General features: G+C 76.1%; 13 protein-coding genes and 1 pseudogene. 11 read left to right on the top strand and 3 right to left on the bottom strand.

The window, feature by feature from the left end; genetic code table 11:
* Positions 1-26 precede the first annotated feature (26 nt).
* The 4 genes from SM793_RS29480 to SM793_RS29465 all read left to right on the top strand — a co-directional run bounded on the left by SM793_RS29480 (position 27) and on the right by SM793_RS29465 (position 6,881).
* Positions 27-1,142 carry a DegT/DnrJ/EryC1/StrS family aminotransferase gene (locus tag SM793_RS29480; RefSeq protein ID WP_320441353.1) on the top strand — a complete coding sequence of 372 codons (1,116 nt, stop codon included), beginning with the start codon at positions 27-29 and terminating at the stop codon, positions 1,140-1,142.
* Positions 1,143-1,362: 220 nt separating this feature from the next.
* Positions 1,363-2,364 carry an SMI1/KNR4 family protein gene (locus SM793_RS29475; protein WP_320441352.1) on the top strand — a complete coding sequence of 334 codons (1,002 nt, stop codon included), beginning with the start codon at positions 1,363-1,365 and terminating at the stop codon, positions 2,362-2,364.
* A 102-nt stretch (positions 2,365-2,466) separates the two neighbouring features.
* On the top strand, positions 2,467-5,154 hold the full coding sequence (locus SM793_RS29470) for an SUKH-4 family immunity protein (protein ID WP_413816057.1): 2,688 nt from the start codon (positions 2,467-2,469) through the stop codon (positions 5,152-5,154).
* 266 nt (positions 5,155-5,420) lie between these two features.
* Positions 5,421-6,881 (top strand): hypothetical protein, encoded by a 1,461-nt coding sequence (locus SM793_RS29465; protein WP_320441350.1) that lies wholly within the window; start codon positions 5,421-5,423, stop codon positions 6,879-6,881.
* 142 nt (positions 6,882-7,023) lie between these two features.
* Here SM793_RS29465 and SM793_RS29460 read toward each other — a convergent pair whose 3' ends face one another.
* Positions 7,024-8,340, bottom strand: coding sequence for a nucleotide sugar dehydrogenase (locus SM793_RS29460; protein ID WP_320441349.1), 1,317 nt, complete (start codon positions 8,338-8,340; stop codon positions 7,024-7,026).
* A 715-nt stretch (positions 8,341-9,055) separates the two neighbouring features.
* On the opposite strand from SM793_RS29460, the gene mfd reads away from it, so the two are divergent.
* Entirely contained in the window at positions 9,056-12,685 is a 3,630-nt protein-coding gene (gene mfd / locus SM793_RS29455; RefSeq protein WP_320441348.1) for a transcription-repair coupling factor, read from the top strand.
* Positions 12,686-12,872: 187 nt separating this feature from the next.
* Here mfd and SM793_RS29450 read toward each other — a convergent pair whose 3' ends face one another.
* A complete protein-coding gene (locus SM793_RS29450) occupies positions 12,873-13,562 on the bottom strand; it encodes a DUF4352 domain-containing protein (RefSeq protein ID WP_320441347.1) in 690 nt (229 codons plus the stop codon).
* A 215-nt stretch (positions 13,563-13,777) separates the two neighbouring features.
* Between SM793_RS29450 and SM793_RS29445 the strand changes: the two genes are divergently transcribed.
* The 5 genes from SM793_RS29445 to SM793_RS29425 all read left to right on the top strand — a co-directional run bounded on the left by SM793_RS29445 (position 13,778) and on the right by SM793_RS29425 (position 20,993).
* Positions 13,778-15,988 (top strand): N-6 DNA methylase, encoded by a 2,211-nt coding sequence (locus SM793_RS29445; protein WP_320441346.1) that lies wholly within the window; start codon positions 13,778-13,780, stop codon positions 15,986-15,988.
* A gap of 227 nt (positions 15,989-16,215) precedes the next feature.
* On the top strand, positions 16,216-17,043 hold the full coding sequence (locus SM793_RS29440; RefSeq protein WP_320441345.1) for a hypothetical protein: 828 nt from the start codon (positions 16,216-16,218) through the stop codon (positions 17,041-17,043).
* On the top strand, positions 17,040-18,716 hold the full coding sequence (locus SM793_RS29435; RefSeq protein ID WP_320441344.1) for a protein kinase domain-containing protein: 1,677 nt from the start codon (positions 17,040-17,042) through the stop codon (positions 18,714-18,716). Before SM793_RS29440 ends, SM793_RS29435 begins: the two co-directional genes overlap by 4 nt.
* Positions 18,717-18,826: 110 nt before the next feature.
* On the top strand, positions 18,827-20,257 hold the full coding sequence (locus SM793_RS29430) for a sensor histidine kinase (protein ID WP_320441343.1): 1,431 nt from the start codon (positions 18,827-18,829) through the stop codon (positions 20,255-20,257).
* Positions 20,258-20,264: 7 nt separating this feature from the next.
* A complete protein-coding gene (locus SM793_RS29425; protein ID WP_320441342.1) occupies positions 20,265-20,993 on the top strand; it encodes a response regulator transcription factor in 729 nt (242 codons plus the stop codon).
* Between the two features lie 132 nt (positions 20,994-21,125).
* On the opposite strand, the pseudogene SM793_RS29420 reads toward SM793_RS29425, so the two are convergent.
* A pseudogene (locus SM793_RS29420) lies at positions 21,126-21,689 on the bottom strand (phosphatase PAP2 family protein); the annotation flags it as partial.
* 302 nt (positions 21,690-21,991) lie between these two features.
* On the opposite strand from SM793_RS29420, the gene SM793_RS29415 reads away from it, so the two are divergent.
* Positions 21,992-22,642, top strand: coding sequence for a hypothetical protein (locus SM793_RS29415; protein ID WP_320441341.1), 651 nt, complete (start codon positions 21,992-21,994; stop codon positions 22,640-22,642).
* Positions 22,643-22,769 lie beyond the last annotated feature (127 nt).

Raw genomic sequence — 22,769 nt, 5'->3', positions numbered from 1 at the left:
TCCGACCGGCCCAGGGAGACCACAGGATGACCACCGACCAGCCCGTTCCGCTCGTCGACCTCGCCGCCGCGCACGCGGAGGTCGAGGCGGAGGTCAGGGCCGGCTTCGACCGGGTGCTCGCGAGCGGCGGCTACATCAAGGGGCCGGAGGTGGCCGGCTTCGAGGAGGAGTACGCGGCCTTCTCCGACGCCCGGCACTGCGTCGGCGCGGCCAACGGCACCGACGCCCTCGAACTGGCCCTGCGCGCCCTCGGCCTGCCGCCCGGCGGTGGCGTGGTGCTGCCCGCCAACACCTTCGTCGCCACCGCGGAGGCCGTCCAGCGGGCCGGTCTGCGCCCGGTCCTGGTCGACGCCGACCCCGACCACCTGCTGATCGACCCGGCCCGGGTCGCCGAGGTGCTGGCGGACGCGGTCGCGCTGCTGCCCGTCCACCTCAACGGCCAGCTCGCCCCGATGGCCGCGCTGCTCGACCTGGCCGGCGACCGCCCCGTGGTGGAGGACGCCGCGCAGTCCCAGGGAGCCCGGCAGGACGGCCGTGCCCGCCACGGCCGGATCTCCGCCACCAGCTTCTACCCCGGCAAGAACCTCGGCGCCTACGGCGACGCGGGGGCCGTGGTGACCGACGACGACGACCTGGCCGCCGCCGTCCGGCTGATCGGGGACCACGGCTCGGCCCGCAAGTACATCCACGAGCGGTTCGGCTTCAACTCCCGGATGGACGCGCTCCAGGCCGTCGTACTGCGCGCCAAGCTGCGCCGGCTGCCCGCCTGGAACGAGGCCCGCCGGGCCGCCGCCGCCCGCTACGACGGGCTGCTGGCCGGTCTGGACGGCATCACCCCGCCGCGCACCGCGCCCGGCAACGAGCACGTCTGGCACCTGTACGCGGTCCGGGTCGGCGCGGGCGGCGCGCGCCGGGACGCGCTGCTGGCGGCGCTGAACGCGGCCGGGATCGGGGCGGGCGCGCACTACCCGGTGCCGGTCCACCTGCAGCCGGCCTTCCGGCACCTCGGCCACGGAGAGGGGGCGTTCCCGGTCGCCGAACGGGCGGCGGCGGAGCTGCTGACCCTGCCGCTGTTCCCGCAGATCACCGCCGGGCAGCAGGAGCGGGTGGTGGAGGCACTGGCCAAGGCACTGGCGGCCTGAGCCGCGGCGCCCCGCCGGCCCCCCTTCCACTTCCGCTCCCGGGCCCGCCTTCCTGCCCCGCCGGTGGCCGCCCCGTGCCCTGCCGGTGGCCGTCCCGTGTCCGGTCGGTGCCGGTCCGTGTCCGGTCCCACCGGGCGGGGGGAAGGGCCGCGGGCGTACCCCCTACGCTGGTTCCCAACAAGCGCACCGAGAATTTGCAGCAGCCAGTGGGGGCTCCCAGATGACGACAGGTCGGCCCGGCGTCGCCGCCGCACCGAACGCGGCGTACGCAGGTCAGGTGGTGCAGTTCCCGGATCCGGTCCGCGCCGAGCGGCACCCCGCCGGGGTCCGGGTGGACGAGCACGGCCACCCGGACTTCGGCCCGTACGCCGCCGCGGCGGCCGAGGTCGCCGACCCGCCGGCCGGTTTCGGGGTCGACGAGCTGCGGCTGACCGACTACGTCTCGGCCAACGCCGCGCTGTTCACCCAGGGCCACCCGCTCTGGGCCGACCTGGACACCGCCGTCGCCACCCCGCCCGGCTGGACCTGGCACCACGTGGCCGGCCGGGCCGCGCCCGGCTGGCGGCGGATGGAACTCGTCCCGGTCGAGGTCAAGGCGCTGCTGCGGCACCACGGCGGACTGGCCACCTCCTCCGCCGACCACGGCCGGCGCGGCACCCGCCCGCTGCAGGAGAAGCGGGCGGCGCACTTCCCGCTCGCCCTGGACGGCAGCGACCCGATCGGCGTCCCCGAGGACCTCGTGCAGCGGGCCGAGCAGCGGTTGGGCTACCGGCTGCCCGGCGCCTACCGGACCTTCCTGAAGCTCGGCGGCGGCCGGGTCCCCGCCGGGGTGGCGCTCGACCCGGACCTCGGGCTGCTGATCGACCAGCCGTTCCTGACGCTCACCGAGGAGTACGGCACCGAGGACGTCGTCTACGCCAACAAGTGCCTGCGGGACCACTTCACCAAGGACTACCTGGGCATCGCCTACGCCCAGGGCGGCATCCTGGCGCTGAAGGTGCGGGGCGACCGGATCGGCTCGGTCTGGCTCTGCCTCTACGACGACGCCCGCGACACCGGCGCCCCGGAGTCCCCCGAGGACCGGGTCGAGCGGCTGCTGCTGCCCTGCGGGGACGACTTCGACGACTTCCTGCTGCGGCTGGCCGGGAGTCCGCCGGAGCTGGAGACGGTCGCCGAGCTGATGGTGAACGGCGGGTTCGCCCGGGCCGTTCCGGTGGGCTGACGTGGCGTTCGTGGTGGAGCGCAGGACGGGCCGGGAGACGGACCGGCCGGTCGTCGACGGTGTGGAACGAGCGGGGACGATGGGGACAGGGGTGAACCGGGCGTGGTGACGTACGCGCAGGCGCAGGAGCTCGCCGAGGAGTGGATCAACGGCGGGGTGTCCCGGGAGCGGCAGCGCGAGGTGCGGGTCCGGGAGTTCGACCTGGGCTTCGTCTGCTGGGCGGTGCAGTCCGCCGAGGGCGGGACCGAGGCCGAGGGGGAGGCCCGGCTGGTGATCGCCCGGGACTCCGGCGCGAGTACCCTCTGGCCCGCGCTGCCCGTCAACGAGGTGGTCCGGCAGTACGAGGAGACGTACGGACGGCCGGTCGCGGCCAACCCGGCCGGGGCGGCCCGGCCCGCGCCGGGGCCGGTGGAGGCGACGTCCTTCCTGCTGAGCCCGCCGCAGTGGCTGCAGGAGGCCGGGCAGGCGGCGCTCGCCGCCGAGGCGGAGCGGCTGGGCGCACCGGCGGCTGCCGGGACGCCGGCGTCGGGGGTGCCGGTGGCCGGCGCCGAATCCGCCGCTCCGGCCGCTCCGGCTGCCCAGCCGGTGGCCGAGCCGGTGGCCCCGCCCGCCCCGCCGCTCGATCCGGCACCCGCCGTGCCGTCGGCCCCGGGGGTTCGCTTCGGGCGTGCCGACACGCCCGGGCCCGCAGTGCTGACCACACCGCCGGTCTCCGAGCGCCCCGCCGGGGACGCGCCGACCATGCTCGCCCCGCCGCCCGGCCACGACGAGCCGGCCGGTCCGCCCGCGCACGGCGCGGGTGTCGAGGCGGCGACGGTTCTGCTGCCCGACGGGCTGCGCACCAACGGCGCCGGGCTGTCCGGCGAGCCGCGGGCCGGCTCCGAGGCGGCCACCGTGCTGCTGCCCGAGGGCGGCCTGCCTGGTCTCGCGGGCCTGCCGGGCGCACCGGGTGGTCCGGGGACGCCGGTGCCGGGCACGCCGGTGCCGCCGTCGCTTCCGCCGATGGTGGAGCCCGCGCCGACGTTGCTGGCGCCGCCGGACGGCCTGCCTGGCCTCGCTGGTCTGCCGGGCGCGCCGGGCGGTCCCGGCACGCCCGCCCCGGGGACGCCCGTCCCGCCGCCCGCCGGACCGGGGGTCGAGCACGCCGCCACCATGCTGGCCTCGCCCGACAGCCTGCCGGGTCTCGCGGGCCTGCCGGGCGCGCCCGGGGCCCCGGTCCCGCCGCCGGTCGGCCCGCCCGCCGAGTCCGCGCCGCCCGGCGGACTCGGCCGCGCCCCGGGCTCCGCCCCGCCGCCACCCCCGCCCGCCGCTCTGCGCGGCGGAGCGGCCGGTCCCGGTGCGGGCCCGGCGCCCGTCGCGCTCGGCCGCGCTCCGGGCTCGGCCCCGCCGCCGCCTCCGCCCGCCGGGCTGCGCGGTGGCTCCGCCCCGGCGGCCTCCGCCGGTTCCGGTGGCCGCGGCGCCTCCAGCACCCCGCCGCCCCCGCCGCCGCCCGGTCTGCGCCCCGCGGACGCCCCGGCCGCACCGCCCGCCGCACCCGCCGCGTCCGGCGGGGTGGCGTACGAGCGCACCCAGCTGGCGGGCGCGGTCGACCCGGCGCTGCTGGGCGGGGCCCCGGCCGACCCGGGCACCCCGCCGTCCGGCGGCCCCGCCGTCCCGCCGCCGCCCGGCGCCGGCGCGTCCGTCGCACCCATGGCCGGCTACGGCTACCCGGCCGGGCCCGCGCCCGCCGCCCCGGCGCCTGCCCCGGCGCCGGTCGCCGCGCCCGTCCCGCCGGCGCCCGTCCCCGGACCGCCGCAGGGCGCCCCGGTGCCGCCCGGCGTGCCGGCGGTCGGCCCGGGCTACTTCGCCGCGCTCAGCTACCGGGGCCCGGACGGGTCGGAGCAGAAGCTGCTGCACCGCAGCGAGCCCGGCACCCCGCACCCGGAGTGGAAGATCCTCCAGGACCTGCGGCGGCTGAACGTGCCGCCGGAGCAGGTGCTGGAGCTCTACACCGAGCTGGAGTCCTGCGACCTGCCCGGCGGCTACTGCCACCGGATGATCGCCGCCTCCTGGCCGAACGTCCGGCTGACCCACACCGCCGACTACGGCCGGGAGCACCACTCCCGGCAGGCCGGCATGGCCCAGCTGCTGGACCACCTGGACGAGCTGCACCAGCTGGCCTCCGGTCCGCAGCGGGTCCGGCCGTTCCGGGTGCCGCTGCCGGCCCCGGGCACCGTCCCGGCACCGCAGCCGGTCCCGCCGCAGCAGCTCGGCCAGGAACTCGGCCAGGCCTTCGGGGCGAACGTGTTCCGCTTCGAGCAGCGCGCGGTGGCCCGGCAGGGCGTTCCCGAGCCGGTGGCGCAGACGCTGATGTGGGCGGGCCTGCCGCGCGAGTTCGGACCGTTCTTCTGGGCGCAGGCCCAGGAGGGCCGGCCGATCCCGACGCTCGCCGAGCTGGCGGCCGAACGGGGCCTGGCGGGCAGCACCGACTTCGGCGGCTACCTGGTGCTGGGCAACGACTACGGCCGGCAGCTGTGTGTGCAGTACGGCACGGCGCACGTGGTCGCGATGGATCTCGAAGGAACCGGGGAGCCGCCCCGCTTCGTCAACACGGGTGTACCGGAGTTCGTCCGCGCGCTGGCCCTGCTGGGCCGGATGTGGCGGCTGCGGTACGGGCTGGCCCCGGACCAGGCCGGTCGCTGGACGACCGACTTCCAGGCCCAGTTGGCCGCGATCGACCCGGCGGCGCTCCAGTCCGCGGACACCTGGTGGGCCGTGCTGCTGGAGCAGTTCTGGGACGGCCTGCTCTAGCGAGCGGCCCCGGATCCACGCAGGTGGCCGGGGGTCGTTCCGGTGTCCGGAACGGCCCCTTCGGCGTACCGGTGCGGCGGTGCCTCATTGGGGTTTCGCCATGATCTGCGCAAAATAGGTCAAGAGGATGGTCGCAATCGTCCATCCTCGACATGTTTCGATCCGTTCGACGTTCGAACCCTGACCGGGTTCACCGACCCGGTTCCCGAGCGGACCGATCCGTCCGATCATGGGCTCCGCAGCCCGCGACACGAGGGGAAGAGCCCATGAGCGACGCCGTCCCCCAGCACGGCTTCACCGTTGCCCGGCGCGGTTACGCGCCCGACCAGGTCGACCGAGCCCTGACCGCCTTCACCGCGCAGCGGGACGAGGCGTGGGAGCGGCTGAGCGTGCTCGGGTCCGGAATCCGGGAGATGGAACGCCGGCTGGCCGAGGTCCGGAAGGCCGCCGCCGATGCCCCGGAACCGGACTACGAGGTGCTCAGTGAGCAGGCCGCCGGGCTGGCCCGGACGGCCGAGAACGAGGCCCGCGCCGTCCGTGACAAGGCCGAGCGAGCGGCCGAGGACCTCCGCGACGAGGTCTACGAGGCCGGCCAGGCGGCCGACCGGGCCGCCAAGGAGTACGCGGCCGTCACCCGTACCGAGGCCGACGCGGCCGCGCGCCGCACCGAGGAGCGCACCCGGGCCGAGGCCGAGAAGATCCGGGCCGACACCGACCGCGAGGTCCGGTCCGTCCGGGACGCGGCCACCGCGCACGCGGCCAAGGTCCGGGTCGCGGCGGCCGAGGCCTCCGAGCGGGCCGAGGCCAAGCTGGCCGAGCTGCGCCGCAAGGCCGACGAGACCTTCGCCGAGGCGCAGGCCAGGGCCGACACCGAGGACGCGGCGATCTCCGCCACCGCCGAGCGGCGGGTCAAGGAGGCCGAGCAGTTCCGCGAGGCGGTGCTCGGCCGGATCAAGCAGAGCGACGCCGAGGCGCAGGCCAGGGCCGACGAACTGATCGAGCAGGCCCGGCGCGAGGCCGAGCGGATCAACGCGACGACCGAGCGCGAGCACCGCGAGTTCACCGCCAGGCTGGAGACGGTGCAGCAGCACCTCGACCACATCAAGGCGACGCTGGCCTCGCTCACGGGTGCCGCGGTGGGCGCGATCGAGCCGCTGCCGCTGCCGGCCCCGGCGGCCGGGACTCCGGTGGACGGGGCCCGGGCCGCCGACGCCCCGGCGGACGCCCCGGCGGACGCCGCGCCCGTCGACGCGGCCCCGGCCGACGCGGCGCCCTCGGACGCGCCGCCGGTGGACTCGGAGGCGGACACCGGGGAGATCCCGCTGCCCGTCGCCGTCCCCGCCACTGTCCCCGCCGCCCTGCCCGCCGCCGTGTCCGTCCCGGTGCCCGCGGCCGCCGACCCGCGGGCCGTCCTCCACAAGGAGCCCGTCCCGTCCCGGCCCGCCGGCCCGGCTCCCGGCGCGGGCGAGGCGGCCACCGCGATGCTCCGGGTCACCCCCGGGCGGGTCGCCCCGGCCGTCGCCACCGGTCCGGTTCCCCCGAGGCCGGCCACGCCCCCGGTGCCGGTTCCGGAGGCGGCGCCGGTTCCGTCGGCGGACGGCGGCGAGGCGGCCGGAGCCGCGCGCCCGGCCGAGGAGGAGACCGCGATCATCCCGAAGATCGTGATCGTGGACGACGGCGCCGAGTACGGCACCCCGAACACGGTCGCCTACCGCCGCCGGCGCTGACCGCCCGCGGTCCCGCACGTACCGGGCCCCGAACGCCGAGACGCGTTCGGGGCCCGGCGTGTCGGCAGACCCGGCCGGACGGCGGACCCGGCCGGGCAGCGGATCCGGCCGGGCAGCGGGCCGGCTGTCCCGGCGGGAAGGCTCAGAGCACCTCGACCGCGGCGCCGCCCGCCAACCGGCGCCGGCAGTCCAGCACGTACCGGGCGTGGGCGGTGATCGCCCCGTAGTCGAAGTCGTCGTGGTCGGCCAGCAGCACGACCGCGTCCGCCGCCGCCAGCTCCCGCGGGCTCACCTCCACCCGGTGGACGGCGGCGAAGGGGTCGCCGTGCGGGTCGTGCTCGGCCGCCCGCTGGCCGGGGATCACCGGCTCGGGCACGTGCACCCCGACCACCACGTGCGGATCGGCGGCGCGGACCTCGGCGCCCATCCGGACCAGCAGCTCGGCGACCCGGGCGGCCGGTGTCTCCCGGGCGTCGCCGGTGTTCTTCTTGTACGCCAGCCCCAGCAGCAGCACCCGGGAGCCCTTGACCGAGCGCTGCCGCTCGTTCAGCGCCTCGGCGAGCCGCCGGACCACGTAGTCGGGCATGTGGCTGTTGACGTCGTTGGCCAGCTCGACGAAGCGGAACGACTGGCCGAGCGCCCGCTCCACCCGCCAGGACAGGTAGGACGGGTCGATCGGCAGGCAGTGCCCGCCCACCCCCGGCCCGGGGGTGAAGCGCAGATAGCCGAACGGCTTGGTGGAGGCGGCGTCGATGGCCTCCCAGACGTCGATCCCGAGATCGTGGGCGAACATCGCCAGCTCGTTGACCAGGGCGATGTTCACATGGCGGAAGGTGTTCTCCAGCAGCTTGGTCAGCTCGGCCTCCTTGCAGGAGGAGACCGGGACCGTCCGGTCGATCAGCCCGCCGTAGAAGCCCTCGACCGCGGCCAGGGAGGCCGGGTCGATCCCGGAGACCACCTTCGGGGTGTTCTCCAGCCGCCAGGTCGGGTTGCCCGGGTCGATCCGCTCGGGGCTGTAGCCGAGGTGGAAGTCCCGCCCGACGGTCAGTCCCGACCCCTGCTCCAGCAGCGGCGCGAGCAGTTCCTCGGTGGTGCCGGGGTAGGTGGTGGACTCCAGGACGACGGTCGCCCCCGGCCGCAGGTGCTGGGCGAGCAGGGCGGCCGAGGCCTCGATGTACGACAGGTCGGGCACGCCGTCGCGCAGCGGCGTCGGCACGGTGATCACCGCGACGTCGAACTCCGCGACGTCGGACGGCTCGGCGGAGGGCAGGTAGCTGCCGTTCTCCAGCAGCGGCCGCAGCCGCTCGGCCGGGATGTCCTCGACGTAGGACTCGCCGACGGCCAGCCGTTTGATCCGGCGCTCGTCCACGTCGTAGCCGACCACCCGGTGCCCGACCTCGGCCGCGCGGACCGCGAGCGGCAGTCCCACGTAGCCCTGGCCTGCGATGACAACGCGCATGACGAAGAACCCCCTCCATCGCGACGCCACTGGCCCCTCCGGGCGTCTCCACACGGTCTTCACCACAGGGTAGGGAGCGGGGCCGGGCGGCGCGGGCTTTCCCCGGATCGCGCCGAAAGGGGCCGGAAAGGGACGCGGCGCCGCGATCGGGGCAGGCGGCACGCGATCGTGACACCGGGTGTGTGGACGCGAAGGGCGGGCGGGGAAAAGAATGAGGCCGAGACCCGTGGCGTCCTCCAGGAAAGGACGCCACGGTTCCCGGCGTGTGGGCGGGCGCCCCCACCCAGGGCCGCCCGGCCTCGCACTCCCGACCCCCATCGGGTGTGCGACCGTGCCCCTCGCAGCCATCCCCCACGGTTGGGTGCGGCGGGCACATTCACCATGGTGCGCGATCTCCATGGACGGGCAGTGACAGGAGTATGTCCAGATCGTGGCGGAACGCGACGATGGGGAAACGGTCCGGCGGAACGCCGGGACCGGCAGCGTGCGGGCGGTGGTTCGTCCGCGCCGGATCCCCCGTGGACCGAGTGCGGTCCGTGTGCGGTCCGTGCGCCGGTCGCGCGCCGCCCCGCCCCGGCCGTGTGCCGCGTGCGCGTCAGCCTCGCGGCGTAGGCTGGAGACCCCCGGCCGCACGGCGTGCCGGGCCGTTCGCGTTGCGCCAACGGGCCCAGGGCCCCTGGGCAGCACCTTCCTCGGGACGAAGAAGAGACTCCAGATGAGCTTGACCGGACTGCTCGATGTCGTCGCGCGGGACGCGGCCCTCGCCGAGGCGATCGAGGCCGCGACCGCCACCGGTGCGGCGGCCGGGGGCCGCCGCCATCTCGACCTGGTCGGCCCGCCCGCCGCCAGGCCGTTCGCGATCGCCGCGCTGGCCCGCGCGCTGGCCGGGCAGGCGGCCGGGGAGCGGGGCCGTCCGGTGCTGGCCGTCACCGCCACCGGCCGGGAGGCCGAGGACCTCGCCGCCTCGCTCCGCTCACTGCTGCCGCCGGACGCGGTCGCCGAGTTCCCGGCCTGGGAGACACTGCCGCACGAGCGGCTCTCGCCCCGGTCGGACACCGTCGGCCGCCGGCTCGCGGTGCTGCGCCGGATCGTCCACCCGCGGGTCGACGACCCGGCGGCCGGCCCGGTGCAGGTGATCGTCGCGCCGGTCCGCTCGGTGCTGCAGCCGCAGGTGAAGGGGCTGGCCGAACTGGAGCCGGTGGCCGTCCTGCGGGGCGAGTCGCACGATCTGGAGGACATCGCCCGGCGGCTCGCCGCAGCCGCCTACGCCCGGGTCGAACTCGTCGAGAAGCGCGGCGAGTTCGCGGTGCGCGGCGGCATCCTGGACGTCTTCCCGCCGACCGAGGAGCACCCGCTGCGGGTGGAGTTCTGGGGCGACGAGGTCGAGGAGGTCCGGTTCTTCAAGGTGGCCGACCAGCGCTCGCTGGAGATCGCCGAGCACGGCCTGTGGGCGCCGCCCTGTCGGGAGCTGCTGCTGACCGACGAGGTGCGGGCGCGGGCCGCCCGGCTGGCCGCCGAGCACCCGGGCCTGGCCGAGATCCTGGACAAGATCGCCGAGGGTATCGCGGTCGAGGGCATGGAGTCGCTGGCGCCCGTCCTGGTCGACGACATGGAGCTGCTGGTCGACGTACTGCCGCTGGGCTCGGTCGCCGTGGTCTGCGACCCCGAGCGGGTCCGCACCCGCGCCACCGACCTGGTGGCGACCAGTCAGGAGTTCCTGCACGCCTCCTGGGTGGCCGCCGCCTCCGGGGGCGACCGGCCCATCGACCTGGAGACGATCGACGTCTCGGCCGCCTCGCTGCGCTCGCTCGCCGAGGTGCGCGAGCACGCCGCCGAGATCGGCCTGCCGTGGTGGTCGGTCAGTCCGTTCGCGACCAGTGACGCCTCGGTGAGCGGCCTGCTGGAGTTCGACACCAACACCCTGACCCTCGGTATGCACGCGGTCGAGGCGTACCGGGGCGACACCGCCCGGGCGATCGCCGACGCCAAGGAGCGGCTGGCCGCCGACTGGCGGGTGGTCATGGTGACCGAGGGCCACGGGCCGGCCTCCCGGCTCGCCGAGGTGCTCGGCAACGAGGGCATCGCGGCCCGGCTGGTCGCCGACCTGTCCGAGGCCCCCACCCGGGACGTCGTGCACGTCTCCTGCGGCTCGATCGAGCACGGCTTCGTCGACGAGACGCTCAAGCTGACCGTGATCACCGAGACCGACCTGTCCGGCCAGCGGTCCTCCACCAAGGACATGCGGCGGATGCCGTCCCGGCGCCGCAACGCGATCGACCCGCTGGCGCTGGTGCCCGGCGACTACGTGGTGCACGAGGCGCACGGCGTCGGCCGGTATGTGGAGATGGTGCAGCGCACCGTGCAGGCCGCCACCCGCGAGTACCTGGTGCTGGAGTACGCGCCGGCCAAGCGGGGCCACCCCGGCGACCGGCTGTTCGTGCCGACCGACCAGCTCGACCAGGTCACCAAGTACGTCGGCGGTGAGGCCCCGACGTTGCACCGGCTCGGCGGCGCGGACTGGGCGAAGACCAAGCAGCGGGCCAAGAAGGCGGTCAGGGAGATCGCCGCCGACCTGATCAAGCTGTACTCGGCCCGGATGGCGGCCCCCGGCCACACCTTCGGCCCGGACACCCCGTGGCAGCGCGAGCTGGAGGACGCCTTCCCCTACGCGGAGACGCCCGACCAGCTGACCACCATCGCCGAGGTCAAGGCCGACATGGAGAAGTCCGTCCCGATGGACCGGCTGATCTGCGGCGACGTCGGCTACGGCAAGACCGAGATCGCGGTGCGGGCGGCCTTCAAGGCGGTGCAGGACGGCAAGCAGGTCGCGGTGCTGGTGCCGACCACGCTGCTGGTGCAGCAGCACTTCTCGACCTTCGCCGAGCGGTACGCCAACTTCCCGGTGACCGTGAAGGCGCTGTCCAGGTTCCAGAGCGACAGCGAGGCCAAGGCGGTGCTGGAGGGGCTGTTCGAGGGCTCGGTGGACGTCGTCATCGGCACCCACCGGCTGTTCTCCTCGGAGACCCGCTTCAAGGACCTCGGCCTGGTCATCGTCGACGAGGAGCAGCGTTTCGGCGTCGAGCACAAGGAGCAGCTGAAGAAGCTGCGGGCCAACGTGGACGTGCTCACCATGTCCGCGACCCCGATCCCGCGCACCCTGGAGATGGCGGTCACCGGGATCCGCGAGATGTCCACCATCACCACCCCGCCGGAGGAGCGGCACCCGGTGCTGACCTTCGTCGGCCCGTACGACGAGAAGCAGATCTCGGCCGCTATCCGTCGTGAACTCCTGCGCGAGGGCCAGGTTTTCTACATCCACAACCGGGTCGAGTCGATCGACCGGGCGGCCGCCCGGCTCAAGGACCTGGTGCCGGAGGCGCGGATCGCCACCGCGCACGGGCAGATGGGCGAGACCCTGTTGGAGAAGGTGGTCGTCGACTTCTGGGAGAAGGAGTTCGACGTCCTGGTGTCGACCACGATCGTCGAGTCCGGCATCGACATCTCCAACGCCAACACCCTGATCGTCGAGCGCGGCGACACCTTCGGCCTCTCCCAGCTGCACCAGCTGCGCGGCCGGGTGGGCCGGGGCCGGGAGCGCGGGTACGCCTACATGCTGTACCCGCCGGAGAAGCCGCTGACCGAGACGGCGCACGAGCGGCTGGCCACCATCGCCCAGCACACCGAGATGGGCGCCGGCATGTACGTCGCGATGAAGGACCTGGAGATCCGCGGCGCGGGCAACCTGCTCGGCGGCGAGCAGTCCGGGCACATCGCGGGCGTCGGCTTCGACCTCTACATGCGGATGGTCGGCGAGGCGGTGGCCGAGTTCCGGGAGTCGCTGGCGGGCGGCGGCGAGCCGGAGGAGGAGCCGCTGGAGGTGAAGATCGAGCTGCCGGTCGACGCCCATGTGCCGCACGACTACGCGCCGGGGGAGCGGCTGCGGCTCCAGGCCTACCGCTCGATCGCGGCGGTCAACTCGGAGGAGGACATCGTCCAGGTCCGGGACGAGCTGGCCGACCGGTACGGCAAGCTGCCCGAGCCGGTGGAGAACCTGCTGATGGTGGCGGCGCTGCGGCTGTACGCGCGGCGGTGCGGCATCGCGGACATCACGCTGCAGGGCGCCAATGTGCGCTTCGGCCCGGTGGAGCTGAGGGAGTCGCAGCAGCTGCGGCTGAACCGGCTCTACCCGCGCAGCCAGGTGAAGGCGGCGACCAACCAGCTGCTGGTGCCGCGGCCGTCCACCGGGCGGATCGGCGGCAAGCCGCTGGTCGGGCGGGAGCTGCTGGCGTGGTCCAGGGAGTTCCTGGCGTCGATGTTCGACGACCTGGCGGGCGCGAGGAAGTAGCGGATCCCGCAGCGGTCGAGGGCCCCCGGAGGGGTCCTCGACGGGTACGGCGGTCTCGGGCGGTGCTGCCCGAGGCCGCCGTTCGTGTTGCCGGGGGCGGTGGTGGTGCGCGTTCCCGTTCCCGTTCCCGTTCCCGTTCGTGTTCTCGTGCGGGGTGGCGGGAGCGGTGGCAGGGGCGCCACCGTCGTCAGCCGAGCTTCCACTGGCCGACCTGGTCGGCGAAGCCGTTGTCCAGGGAGAACTGGACCTTGTCGAGCTTGGTGCCGTTGGGCACCTCGAAGACGACGAAGCCCTTGCCCGTCTCCCCGGAGGCGATGTTGGTCGGGGTCTGGAAGGACGGACCGGCCTTGGTGTCGGCGAGCGTCGGCCCGTACGCCTGGCCCTGGTCGTCGATCACCTTGGCGGCGCTCCACGGGGCCTCGCTGTAGGCCTTGGCGCCGGTCGGCTTGATCTGGAACTGCACGGCGACGTAGTGCTTGCCGTCCGCCGCGGTCAGGTACTCGTTGGTGCTCTGGGCCGGGTCGACCACCTTCACCGCGGCGACGTCGGCGGTGTTGCCCTTCTCCAGCGTGCTCCTGAGGGCGATGGTGTCGCCGACCTTCGCCGGGGCCTTGGCCGCCTCGGCGGGCTTGCTCTCCGTCGGCTTGGTCTCTGCCGGCTTGCTCTCGGCGGGCTTGCCGTCGGCCGGCTTGGCCGGGGCGCTGCCGCCGGCGCCGGCCGCCGGGGCGGAGGTGGCGGCGGTCTGCTTGGCCTCGGTGGAGACGGACGGGCCGCCGGTCGAGTCGCAGGCTGTCGCGGTGAGGGTGACGAGCGTGGCGCCCAGCAGCAGGGCGGCGGTGCGGCGGGTGCGGCGGGTGCGGCGGGTGGTCGCGGACATCGGAGTCTCCTGTCGTGTCGCCGGGTACGGGCCGGCGCTTCTCGTCCTCTGCGGTGTCGACCCGAGGTGCTGTCGACGGGACAGATCACATCATCTGCTGTGAACGATGTCAACGAGCTTTAATGAAACCTCTCTGTTCACGTGTGAACGTTCAGAACGGTGTCACTGACTATGCTGTGTGGCCACACCACTGCCGTCGCCGACGAAGGAGCCCCATGCCGGACCGTCCCGAGGTGACCGCGGTCGAGATCGCCCGCCTCGCCGGGGTGGGCCGCGCCGCCGTCAGCAACTGGCGCCGCCGCCACCCCGACTTCCCCCGCCCGGTCGGCGGCACCGACAGCAGCCCGGCCTTCGCGCTCACCGAGGTGGAGGCCTGGCTCCGGTCCCAGGGCAAGATCGCCGAACTGCCCTTGCTGGAGCGGGTCTGGCGGATCGTCGAGACCCTGCGCGACCCGGCCGGCCGCCCGGCCGCCCCACTGGTCCTGGCCGGCGCCGTCCTGCTGCTGCACCACCGCGAACCGGAGCGCTGGGCCGCCCTCGCGGACCAGCCGGACACCAGGCTCGCCACCGCCCTGCCGCGCGCCCTCGCCGATACCGCCCGCACCGTGTTCGGCCCCGCTGCTGCTGCTGCCGCCGCCGGCGGTGCCGGTGCCGGGGCTGACGGCTCGGACGGTGCCGCCGGCCTCGGGCGGCCCGGCCTGTTCGGGTCCACCAAGCTCGACCTCGCCCGGCTGCTCGCCCGGCTGGCCGCCGAGGCCGGCCCGGCCGCCGCCTACGAACAGCTCCTCGCCCGGTACGCCGAGGCCAACGCCCGCCAGCTCAGCCCGACCCCGTCGGAGGCCGCCGAACTGCTCGCCGCCGTCGCGGGCGTCCCCGCCACCGTGCTGGACCCCGCCACCGGACTCGGCGCCCTGCTGCTCGCCCTGCCGTCCAGCACCGACCGCTACGGCCAGGACGCCGACCCGGCCACCGCCGCGCTCGCCCGGCTCAGGCTCGCCCTGCACGCGCCCGCCGAGGACCCCGCCCCGCTCCCGGTCGACCTCCGCCCCGGCGACGCCCTGCGCGCCGACGCCTACACCGGGCACACCTTCGACGCGGTGCTCTGCCAGCCCCCCTACAACGAGCGGGACTGGGGCCATGACGAGCTGCAGTTCGACCGGCGCTGGCCCGGTGGCCTCGTCCCCCCGCGCGGCGAATCCGAACTCGCCTGGGTGCTGCACTGCCTCGCCCACACCCGTCCCGGCGGGCTCACCGCCCTGCTGCTCCCGCCGACCGTCGCCACCCGCCGGGCCGGCCGCCGGGTCCGAGCCGAACTGCTGCGTTCCGGCGCACTGCGGGCCGTCGTCGCCCTCCCGGCCGGCGCCGCACCCCCCTACGGGGTGCCGCTCCACCTCTGGGTGCTGCGCGCCCCCCGCCCCGGCGACGACTTCCGCCAGGTGCTCATGCTGGACGCCGCCGCCACCTCACCCGGCTCCGCCGAACTCGCCGAGGGCGGCCGCGACAAGGTCCGCTGGCCCGAGCTGCGCCGCACCGTCCTGGACGCCTGGCGTGCCTTCGACCTCGCCGCCCGCGAGGGCCTCCCGCTCCCCGAGGACCGGCCCGGCCGGTACCGGACCGTGGCGGCGATCGACCTGCTCGACGACGAGACCGACCTCTCGCCCGCCCGGCACGTCCCGCCGGCCGCCCCGCCCGGCGGCGCCGCCGGACTCTCCCACCTCGGCGGCCGGCTGACCGAGCTGCTGGACGGACTCGCCGACCCCGGCACGCTGCTGCCCGGACCGGCGGCCGACCCGGAGCGGGAGGCGGGCGGCGGCGCGGGCCCGGTCGTCACCCTGGGCGAGCTGGTCCGCTCCGGACTCCTGGAGGTGCACTCCTCCGGGGCCGGCGCCCCGACCCGGCCCGCCGGCACCGACCCGGCCGGCAACGACCCGGCCGGCACCCCCGTGCTGACGGACCAGGACCTGGTCACCGGCGCCGCGCCCGGCGCGGTCCTCGACCGCGACGTCGCCGGAGGGATCCCGCTGACCCGGCCCGGCGACGTGCTCGTCCCCGCCCTCGGCGGGGGCGTCGCCCGGGTGGTCGGCCCGGGCGGCCCGCCCGTCGGCGCCGCCCTCGGTCGCCAACTGCACCTGCTGCGCCCCGACCAGGCCGCCCTCGACCCGGACTTCCTGGCCGGTCACCTGCGCTCCACGGCCGCCGCCCGGCGGGCCGCCAGCCACGCCTCGACGACCACCCGGCTGGACATCCGCCGGGTCGAGCTGCCGCGGCTGCCGATCGCCGAACAGCGCCGCCTCGGCGCGGCCTTCGCCCGGCTCGCCGCCTTCGACGCGACGCTGCAGCAGGCCGCCGCCCTCGGCCGCGCCCTCGCCCAGGCCGCCACCGACGCCCTCGCCGCCGGTACCGCCGAACCCCCGGCCGCCCCCTGACGGCCCCTGATGTCCTCCGAGTCCCCTGACGGCCTGCGGAGTCTGCCGACGCCCGTCGCCGACCGGCGTCGGACGTCGGACCGGCCGACTTCCCACTCCCGTCCGGTGCCGCCGGAGCGTTGCGGGCACATCGGAAGGACTCCGGCCCGACCGGTGCTGGCGGTACGGTGTGCGGGACCGGTCCCGTGATCCGGACAGCCGTCGTCCTCACCCGCTCAGGAGCGCGCATGTCAGGGCAGTACCCCGGGCAGTTCGGCCCGCCGCCCGGTGGCGCGCCCGCCGGTGGCATACCCGGCACCGCGCCGCAGCCCTACGGCCGGACCCTGGTCGCCCGGCCCCCGGGCCCCGGCCGACCGGTCGGCCCGTACGGCGTGCCCGGCCGCGTCCTGGTGGTCCTCGCGCCGCTGCTGACCGTCGGCCTGCTCGGCATGGTGCCGTCGCTGCTGCTGGCCGTCCGCCGCCGCCGGGCGTACGACATCCTGGGCGCGGTGGTGTACGCCGGGATCTTCCTCGCCTTCTTCATCTGCATCGGGGTGGCCGGCAGCTTCCGCAAGGGCGAGGCGCCGGTCGCCGACGCGGTCGGCACCACGATGATGCTGCTGATGTGGTTCACCCCGCCGGTGCACTTCCTGCTGATGGACCGCCAGGTGGTCTGGTCGGCGGGCCGCTCGGCCGCTCCGGCCGGCCTCGGCGGGCACCCGCAGCCGGCCGGGTACGGCTACCCGTCCGCCCAGCCGTACGGCGCCGCGCAGCCCTATCCGTCGGCCCAGCCGTACGGGACGCCGCAGCCGTACGCCCCAGCCCCGACCTACGGTGCCGCCCCGACCTACGGCGCCGCTCAGCCGTACGGCGCCGCTCAGCCGTACGGGACCCCGGCCCCGGCCCCGTATCCGCACGCAGGGCAGGCAGGGCAGGCCGAACAGCCCCCGTACCGGTCCTCCTCGCCGCCCCGGGCCGTGGGCCAGGGGGCCTCCGACGCCGGTCCCGACACCTCCGACGAGCTGCGCGAACTCGGCGAACTGCTGCGCCGTCAGGCCCGCGAGGACCGCCCGTGACCCTCGCCCGGGTGATCGGCGGCCGGTACCACCTCACCGAGAAGATCGGCCACGGCGGCATGGGCCAGGTCTGGGCCGGCCACGACGAGCGGCTCGCCCGCCCGGTCGCCGTCAAGCTGCTGCGCACCGACCTCCTCCTTCTCGCCGCCGCCGGCGGCACCGAGCCGACCACCACCGACCGGCTCCGGCACGGCGACGACCTGCGCCGCCGCTTCCTCCGCGAGTGCCGCACCACCGCCGCCCTCGACCACCCGGGCCTGGTCACCGTCTTCGACGCCGGTGAGGAGGCCGGTGAGGAGGGCGGCGAGCTGTACCTGGTGATGCAGCGCGTCCCCGGCGTCAGCCTGGCCGACCTCATCGCCGAGGACGCGCCGTTCCCGGTCGAGCGCGCGGTCGCCGTGGCCGCCCAGCTCTGTGCCGCGCTGGCCGCCGTCCACACGGTGGGGGTCGTCCACCGCGACCTCAAGCCCAGCAATGTGATGGTCCGGGAGGACGGCCGGACCGTCCTGCTGGACCTCGGCATCGCCACCGCGCTCGACCCCGGGGCCACCCGGTTGACCCTCACCGGCGTCCCGATCGGCAGCCCGTCCTACATGGCGCCGGAACAGGCGCTGTCCGCCGCCGTCGACCCGCGCAGCGACCTGTACGCGCTCGGCTGCCTGCTGCACGAGATGCTGGCCGGCGAAGGGCCGTTCCGGGCGCCCACCGCGCTGGGGCTCCTGCGGCGGCACGTCGACGACCCGCCGGTGCCGCTGCGCGATTTGCGGTCCGAGGTGCCGGCCGCGCTGGAGCGGGTCGTCCTCGACCTGCTCGCCAAGCGCCCCGGGGACCGGCCGGCCGACGCCCAGGAGGTCTACCGGCGGTTGCTGCCGCTGCTGCCCGCCGCCGTCGCGGTGCCGCAGCCCCGGTTCGGGCCGCTGCCGGACCCGGCCCGGCCCTACCGGTACCCGCTCCAGCCGCAGCCGCGTCCGGAGGGCGTCGCCCCGGTGGCGCCGCCCCGGGCCGAACCGCCGCCGTTCCTGATCGCCGCCGTGCCGAACCCGCCCACCCCGGCGGTACCGCAGGCGCCGCCGCTGGCACCCGCCCCGCCCGCCCCGGCGGAGGAGGACTTCGCGGCGGCCTGCGCCAGGCTCTCCGACCTGGTGGACGCTGGCCGGCGCCCCGAGGTGCTCGACCTCGCCGCCCGGCTGCTGGCGCGCGGGCGGTCCGAACTCGGCGACGGCGCGGGGATGGTCCGCACCGTCCGGACCATCTACGCCCGTACGCTCCTCCAGGAGCGGCGCCACCACGAGGCCCTGGCCGAGTACCGGGCGCTCGCCGCCACCGCCGAGGGCGGCCCGCACGGCCGACGGGCGCTCGAACCGCGCCACCGGGTGGCCGAGTGCCTCGAACAGCTGGGCCGGGGCGCGGAAGCGCTCACCGAGTACCAGGCCCTGCTCGCGGTGTGGCCGGAGGCCGAACCGGAGCGGCTGCTCGACCTCCGGGAACGGGTCGGCGTGCTGCTGGCCTCGCTCGGCGAGACGGAAGCGGCCTGGTCGTGGCTGCTCCAGCTGCTCTTCGACCGCGAACGCCGCGACGGCCCGCACCACCCGGCGGTCCGCCGCCTGCGGCAGACCCTCGACACCCTCCAACCGCACCGCACCAACGCCACCCCCTGGCCCCCGCACGCCTGACCGGCTGACCGGCGACCGTGTCGACCCGGCCCGCGAGCCGACGGCCGCTCGCCGACGAGCATGACTTTCGACAGATCCGCGGCACCGGTGAGGTCCGTAGGGTCGGGCGGATGTGGACGAGAACGTGGTGGGACCGGGGGCTGCTGGTGCTGGCGGCCGGGGCGTTCGGGCTGAGCCCGGTGTCCCTCTGGTGGACGGTGCCGGGCATCGGGGCGGCGTTCGCGGCCGGGGTGCGGATGGAGCGGGTGCGGGAGGCGGTCGCCCTGCTCGCGGCGCTGGTCACGGCCGGGGCGCTGGTGGCGGTGGTCGCCCCGGACCTGGCGGTGCAGGCGACGTCGGTCGTCTCGGTCCTGGTCTGCGCCGGAATGGCCCCGTGGATGGTGGGCCGGTTCTGGCGGCAGTCGCAGGAACTGGTGCGGGCCGGGTGGGAGCGGGCCGAACGGGCCGAGCACGAGCAGCGGCTGGTGGCCGAGCGGGCGCGCCTGCGCGAACGCGCCCGGATCGCCCAGGACATGCACGACGCGCTGGGGCACGACCTGAGCCTGATCGCCCTGCGCGCCGGTGCGCTCAAGCTGGCGCCCGATCTGGCCCCGCCGCACCGGGAGGCGGCCCAGGAGATCCGGGCGGGCGCGGCCGCCGCCGTCGAACGCCTCGGTGAGGTGATCGGCATCCTGCGGGACGACACGGACCCCCACACCGCCAGGGGCCCGGTGGACGCGGGCGTCCCGCACCTGGTGGGGGAGGCCGCCGCGGCGGGTCTTGACGTCCGGCTGACCGTCGACGGTCAGCCGGACGGGCTGCCGAGGGCTGCCGAGCACGCCGTGTACCGGGTGGTCCAGGAGGCGCTGACCAACGCCGCCAAGCACGCCCCGGGGGCACCGGTCACGGTGCTGGTGGCGTACACGGCGGACGGCGCTCGCGTCCGGGTGCTCGACGGCCCCCGATCGGCGGGCGGGCCGCCCGCCCGAGCCGCGGCGGGAACCGGCGCACCGGGCACGGGCGGTCACGGTCTGCTCGGGTTGGCCGAGCGGGTCCGGCTGGCGGGCGGCACCTTCCACTACGGGCCCCGGGCCGACGGCGCCGGCTTCGAGGTGAGCGCCCAGCTGCCGCGGACGGGCGCCCCGGCCGCGGCCCCAGCGGCGCCGGTCGCGGTGTCGCCGACCCGTGAACTGCGCCTGGCCCGCCGCCGGGTGGGCCGCATGGTGGTCGCGATCGTCCTGGTGCCGCTCTCCGTCGCGGTGGCGCTGACCACCGTGCTGCGGGGGTGGACGATCCACAGCGCCGGGCGGTCCGTGCTCGACCCTGCCGACTACGCCGAACTGCGGGTCGGCCAGGACCGGTCCACCGTTCAGCGATTTCTGCCGGAGCATCAGTTTCCGTACCATCCGTCCGTGGGCAACCCGCCACCCGGTGGAGAGGGCGTGACGTGCGAGTACTACGCGATGACGGCCGAGGCGTTCAACAACGACCGCTCGGGGGACGCGTACCGGCTCTGCTTCCGGGGCGGTGTGCTGATCTCCCTGGACGCCCTGGTCCAGTGAGCGCCCGATGAGCGAGAGGGAGCGCGAGAACGGCGCCCGGGCGCGGATCCGGGTACTGGTCGCGGACGACGAACCGATGGTCAGGGCCGGGGTGCGCGCCGTGCTCGCCACCGACCCGGGCATCGAGATCGTCGCGGAGACCGGGGACGGGCGGGAGGCGGTCGAGCTGCTCCGCCGCCACCGGCCGGACGTCGCGGTGCTGGACATCCGGATGCCGGGCACGGACGGCATCACCGCCGCCGCCGAGATCCGGCGGGCGGGCGTCACCACCAGGACCGGAGCGGCTCCTGGGATCGTCATGCTGACCACCTTCGGTGAGGACGACTACATCCTGCGCGCCCTGAGCGGGGGCGCCAACGGATTCCTGATCAAGTCCGGCGAGCCGGAGGAGCTGATCGCCGGTGTGCGTGCGGTGGCCGACGGGGCGGCCTATCTGTCACCCAAGGTGGCCGCCCGGGTGGTGGCCCATCTCGCCGCCACCCGGTCCGGTGGTCCGGCCGACCGCCGGGCCGCGGCCCAGCGGCAGGTGGCCGGGCTGACCGCCCGTGAGCGCGATGTGCTGACGCTGGTCGCCGCCGGGCTGTCCAACGGTCAGATTGCCCGCCGGATCGGTGTGGTGGAGGGCACCGTGAAGGCGCATGTCAGCTCCGTCCTGGCCCGGCTGGGAGTGGCCAACCGGGCGGCCGCCGCCGTCCTCGCCCACGAGGCCGGCCTGGCTGTGGGCCCGGCCGGCTGAAACCGGCGCCGGGACCGGGGCCGCAGGCGGTGCCGCGGCCGAGGGAGCCAGCAGCACCGGGCCGAGCAGCCGTACCCGGCCCGTCGCGCGGACCACCGCCGTGGCCGAGGGCAGCAGTGCCACCACCACAGCGGCCGTGACCGCCCCGCCCAGCACAGCCCCGGCGGCCACGTCGTGCGGGTAGTGCACGCCTGCGGCCACCCGGAGGCCGGCCGTGCCGAGGCCGGCCGGGACGACCAGCCACGCCCACCGCGGTCGTAGCAGGACCAGACCGGTGGCCATGGCGACGGCGAGGGTGGCGTGGTTGCTGGGGAACGACCAATCGCCCGGCGGTGGGCAGTCGGTGAGCGCGGTGGACGGCAGCCCGGCCAGGGCCCGGCAGGGGCGTTCCTCGTCCAGCACGAGTTTCAATGCCTCGCTCGCACCGTACGCGAGCACGGTGCCGAGGCCGGTCAGCGCGACACCCGCGACGGCGTCGGCGGCCCGCCGCCCGCGGGCCGTCCACCAGACCAGCGCCAGCAGCAGGCCCAGCACCACCAGACCGGCCTCGGTAGCGGGCTCCAGCAGGGAGGCGAGGCGGGGCGGGCCGTCGGCGACGGCCTCGGTGACCCGGCGGTAGCCGGCGGTCGACCAGCCACGGGCCGGCGGACCCGCCCCGGCCGCACCACCGCCCGCCGGAGCCAGCCACCCGACCATCCCGGTGCCGGCACCGACGAGCGCCACCGCGAGGACTGCTCTGTTCCTGATCGTGTTCGTCATGGCACGGACGGTAGGGGTCGGGGGTGGCTCCGGACCCGACCCGAAAGGCAGGGGCCGACCTTGACGATCGTCAGGGTTGACCTGAGCCCGGTGCCGTGCCGGGGCCCGCCCCGGATGAGCCGTTCGGGGGACGGTCCGCACCGCCCCGGGTGCCCCGCCCTACGCTCGGGGGATCCCTGCCGCCCCGGCCCCCGCCGCGGCTCCCACCGCCCCGCGTCCGCCCGCCTCCGGAGCCCGCCATGCACCGTCGCCGGACCACCACGACCGCCACCACGACCACAACCACGTCGGCCCCCACCACCGTCGCCGCCGTCCTCGGCGTCCTGTTCGCCGTCCCGGTGCTGGCCGGATGCGGCGGGGACGGGCTGACGCCGGGCACGGCGGCGGTGCTGGACGGTCGGCGGATTCCGGTGGACGCGGTGGAGGCCAGGGTGGCGGCGCTCCGGCAGGCCCCGGGCGGGGTGTCGGCGGACGCCCGGTGGGAGGCGGAGGGCCCCGCCCGGCGGGCGGTCACCGAGCTGGTGCTCGACGCGGTGGTGGCCCGCGCGGTCGCGGACCGGGGGCCGGTGGTCGCGGACGCCGAGGTGGCGGCCGCCCGGGCGGAGGAGGAACGGCGCCTCGGCGGCGCCGGGCGGCTGGCCCGGGCCCTGGCGGAACAGGGCGTTCCGCCCGAGGGGATCGACGACCGCCTCGGGCGCGAGCTGGGGATCCGCCGGCTCGCCGCGACCGCCGGGGCGGACGCCGACACCCCGGCGGGCGATGCCGCCGTCCGCCGGATCCTGGCCGCCACGGCCGCCGCCCTGCACCTGCGGGTGAACCCCCGCTACGGCACCTGGGACCCGGACCGCGCCGCCCTCGCCCCGGCCGCCCGCTCCCGGCCCACCGGCTGAGTCCGGACGCCGCCCCGGCCCGGCAAGAACAAGGAAGCACGGGAGCGCGGGAGCGCGGAAGCACCCTCACCCGCGCCGCCAGGACAGAAACCCGGCGGCGGGCGCGTCGGGCGGACGGGTAGGTTCG

It is taken from the genome of Kitasatospora purpeofusca (assembly GCF_034043715.1).
Lineage (GTDB): Bacteria > Actinomycetota > Actinomycetes > Streptomycetales > Streptomycetaceae > Kitasatospora > Kitasatospora purpeofusca_A.
The sequence above is the reverse complement of the archived record's forward strand: the minus strand, read 5'-3'. Positions and strand labels throughout refer to the sequence as shown.

Bases quoted from the DNA above. Each gene is read 5' to 3' on its own strand.
- SM793_RS29425 (WP_320441342.1), top strand. From the start codon at position 20,265: ATGAGCGAGAGGGAGCGCGAGAACGGCGCCCGGGCGCGGATCCGGGTA.
- SM793_RS29480 (WP_320441353.1), top strand. From the start codon at position 27: ATGACCACCGACCAGCCCGTTCCGCTCGTCGACCTCGCCGCCGCGCAC.
- SM793_RS29430 (WP_320441343.1), top strand. From the start codon at position 18,827: ATGTGGACGAGAACGTGGTGGGACCGGGGGCTGCTGGTGCTGGCGGCC.
- SM793_RS29440 (WP_320441345.1), top strand. From the start codon at position 16,216: ATGTCAGGGCAGTACCCCGGGCAGTTCGGCCCGCCGCCCGGTGGCGCG.
- SM793_RS29475 (WP_320441352.1), top strand. From the start codon at position 1,363: ATGACGACAGGTCGGCCCGGCGTCGCCGCCGCACCGAACGCGGCGTAC.
- SM793_RS29445 (WP_320441346.1), top strand. From the start codon at position 13,778: ATGCCGGACCGTCCCGAGGTGACCGCGGTCGAGATCGCCCGCCTCGCC.
- SM793_RS29415 (WP_320441341.1), top strand. From the start codon at position 21,992: ATGCACCGTCGCCGGACCACCACGACCGCCACCACGACCACAACCACG.
- SM793_RS29465 (WP_320441350.1), top strand. From the start codon at position 5,421: ATGAGCGACGCCGTCCCCCAGCACGGCTTCACCGTTGCCCGGCGCGGT.
- mfd (WP_320441348.1), top strand. From the start codon at position 9,056: ATGAGCTTGACCGGACTGCTCGATGTCGTCGCGCGGGACGCGGCCCTC.
- SM793_RS29460 (WP_320441349.1), bottom strand. From the start codon at position 8,340: ATGCGCGTTGTCATCGCAGGCCAGGGCTACGTGGGACTGCCGCTCGCG.
- SM793_RS29450 (WP_320441347.1), bottom strand. From the start codon at position 13,562: ATGTCCGCGACCACCCGCCGCACCCGCCGCACCCGCCGCACCGCCGCC.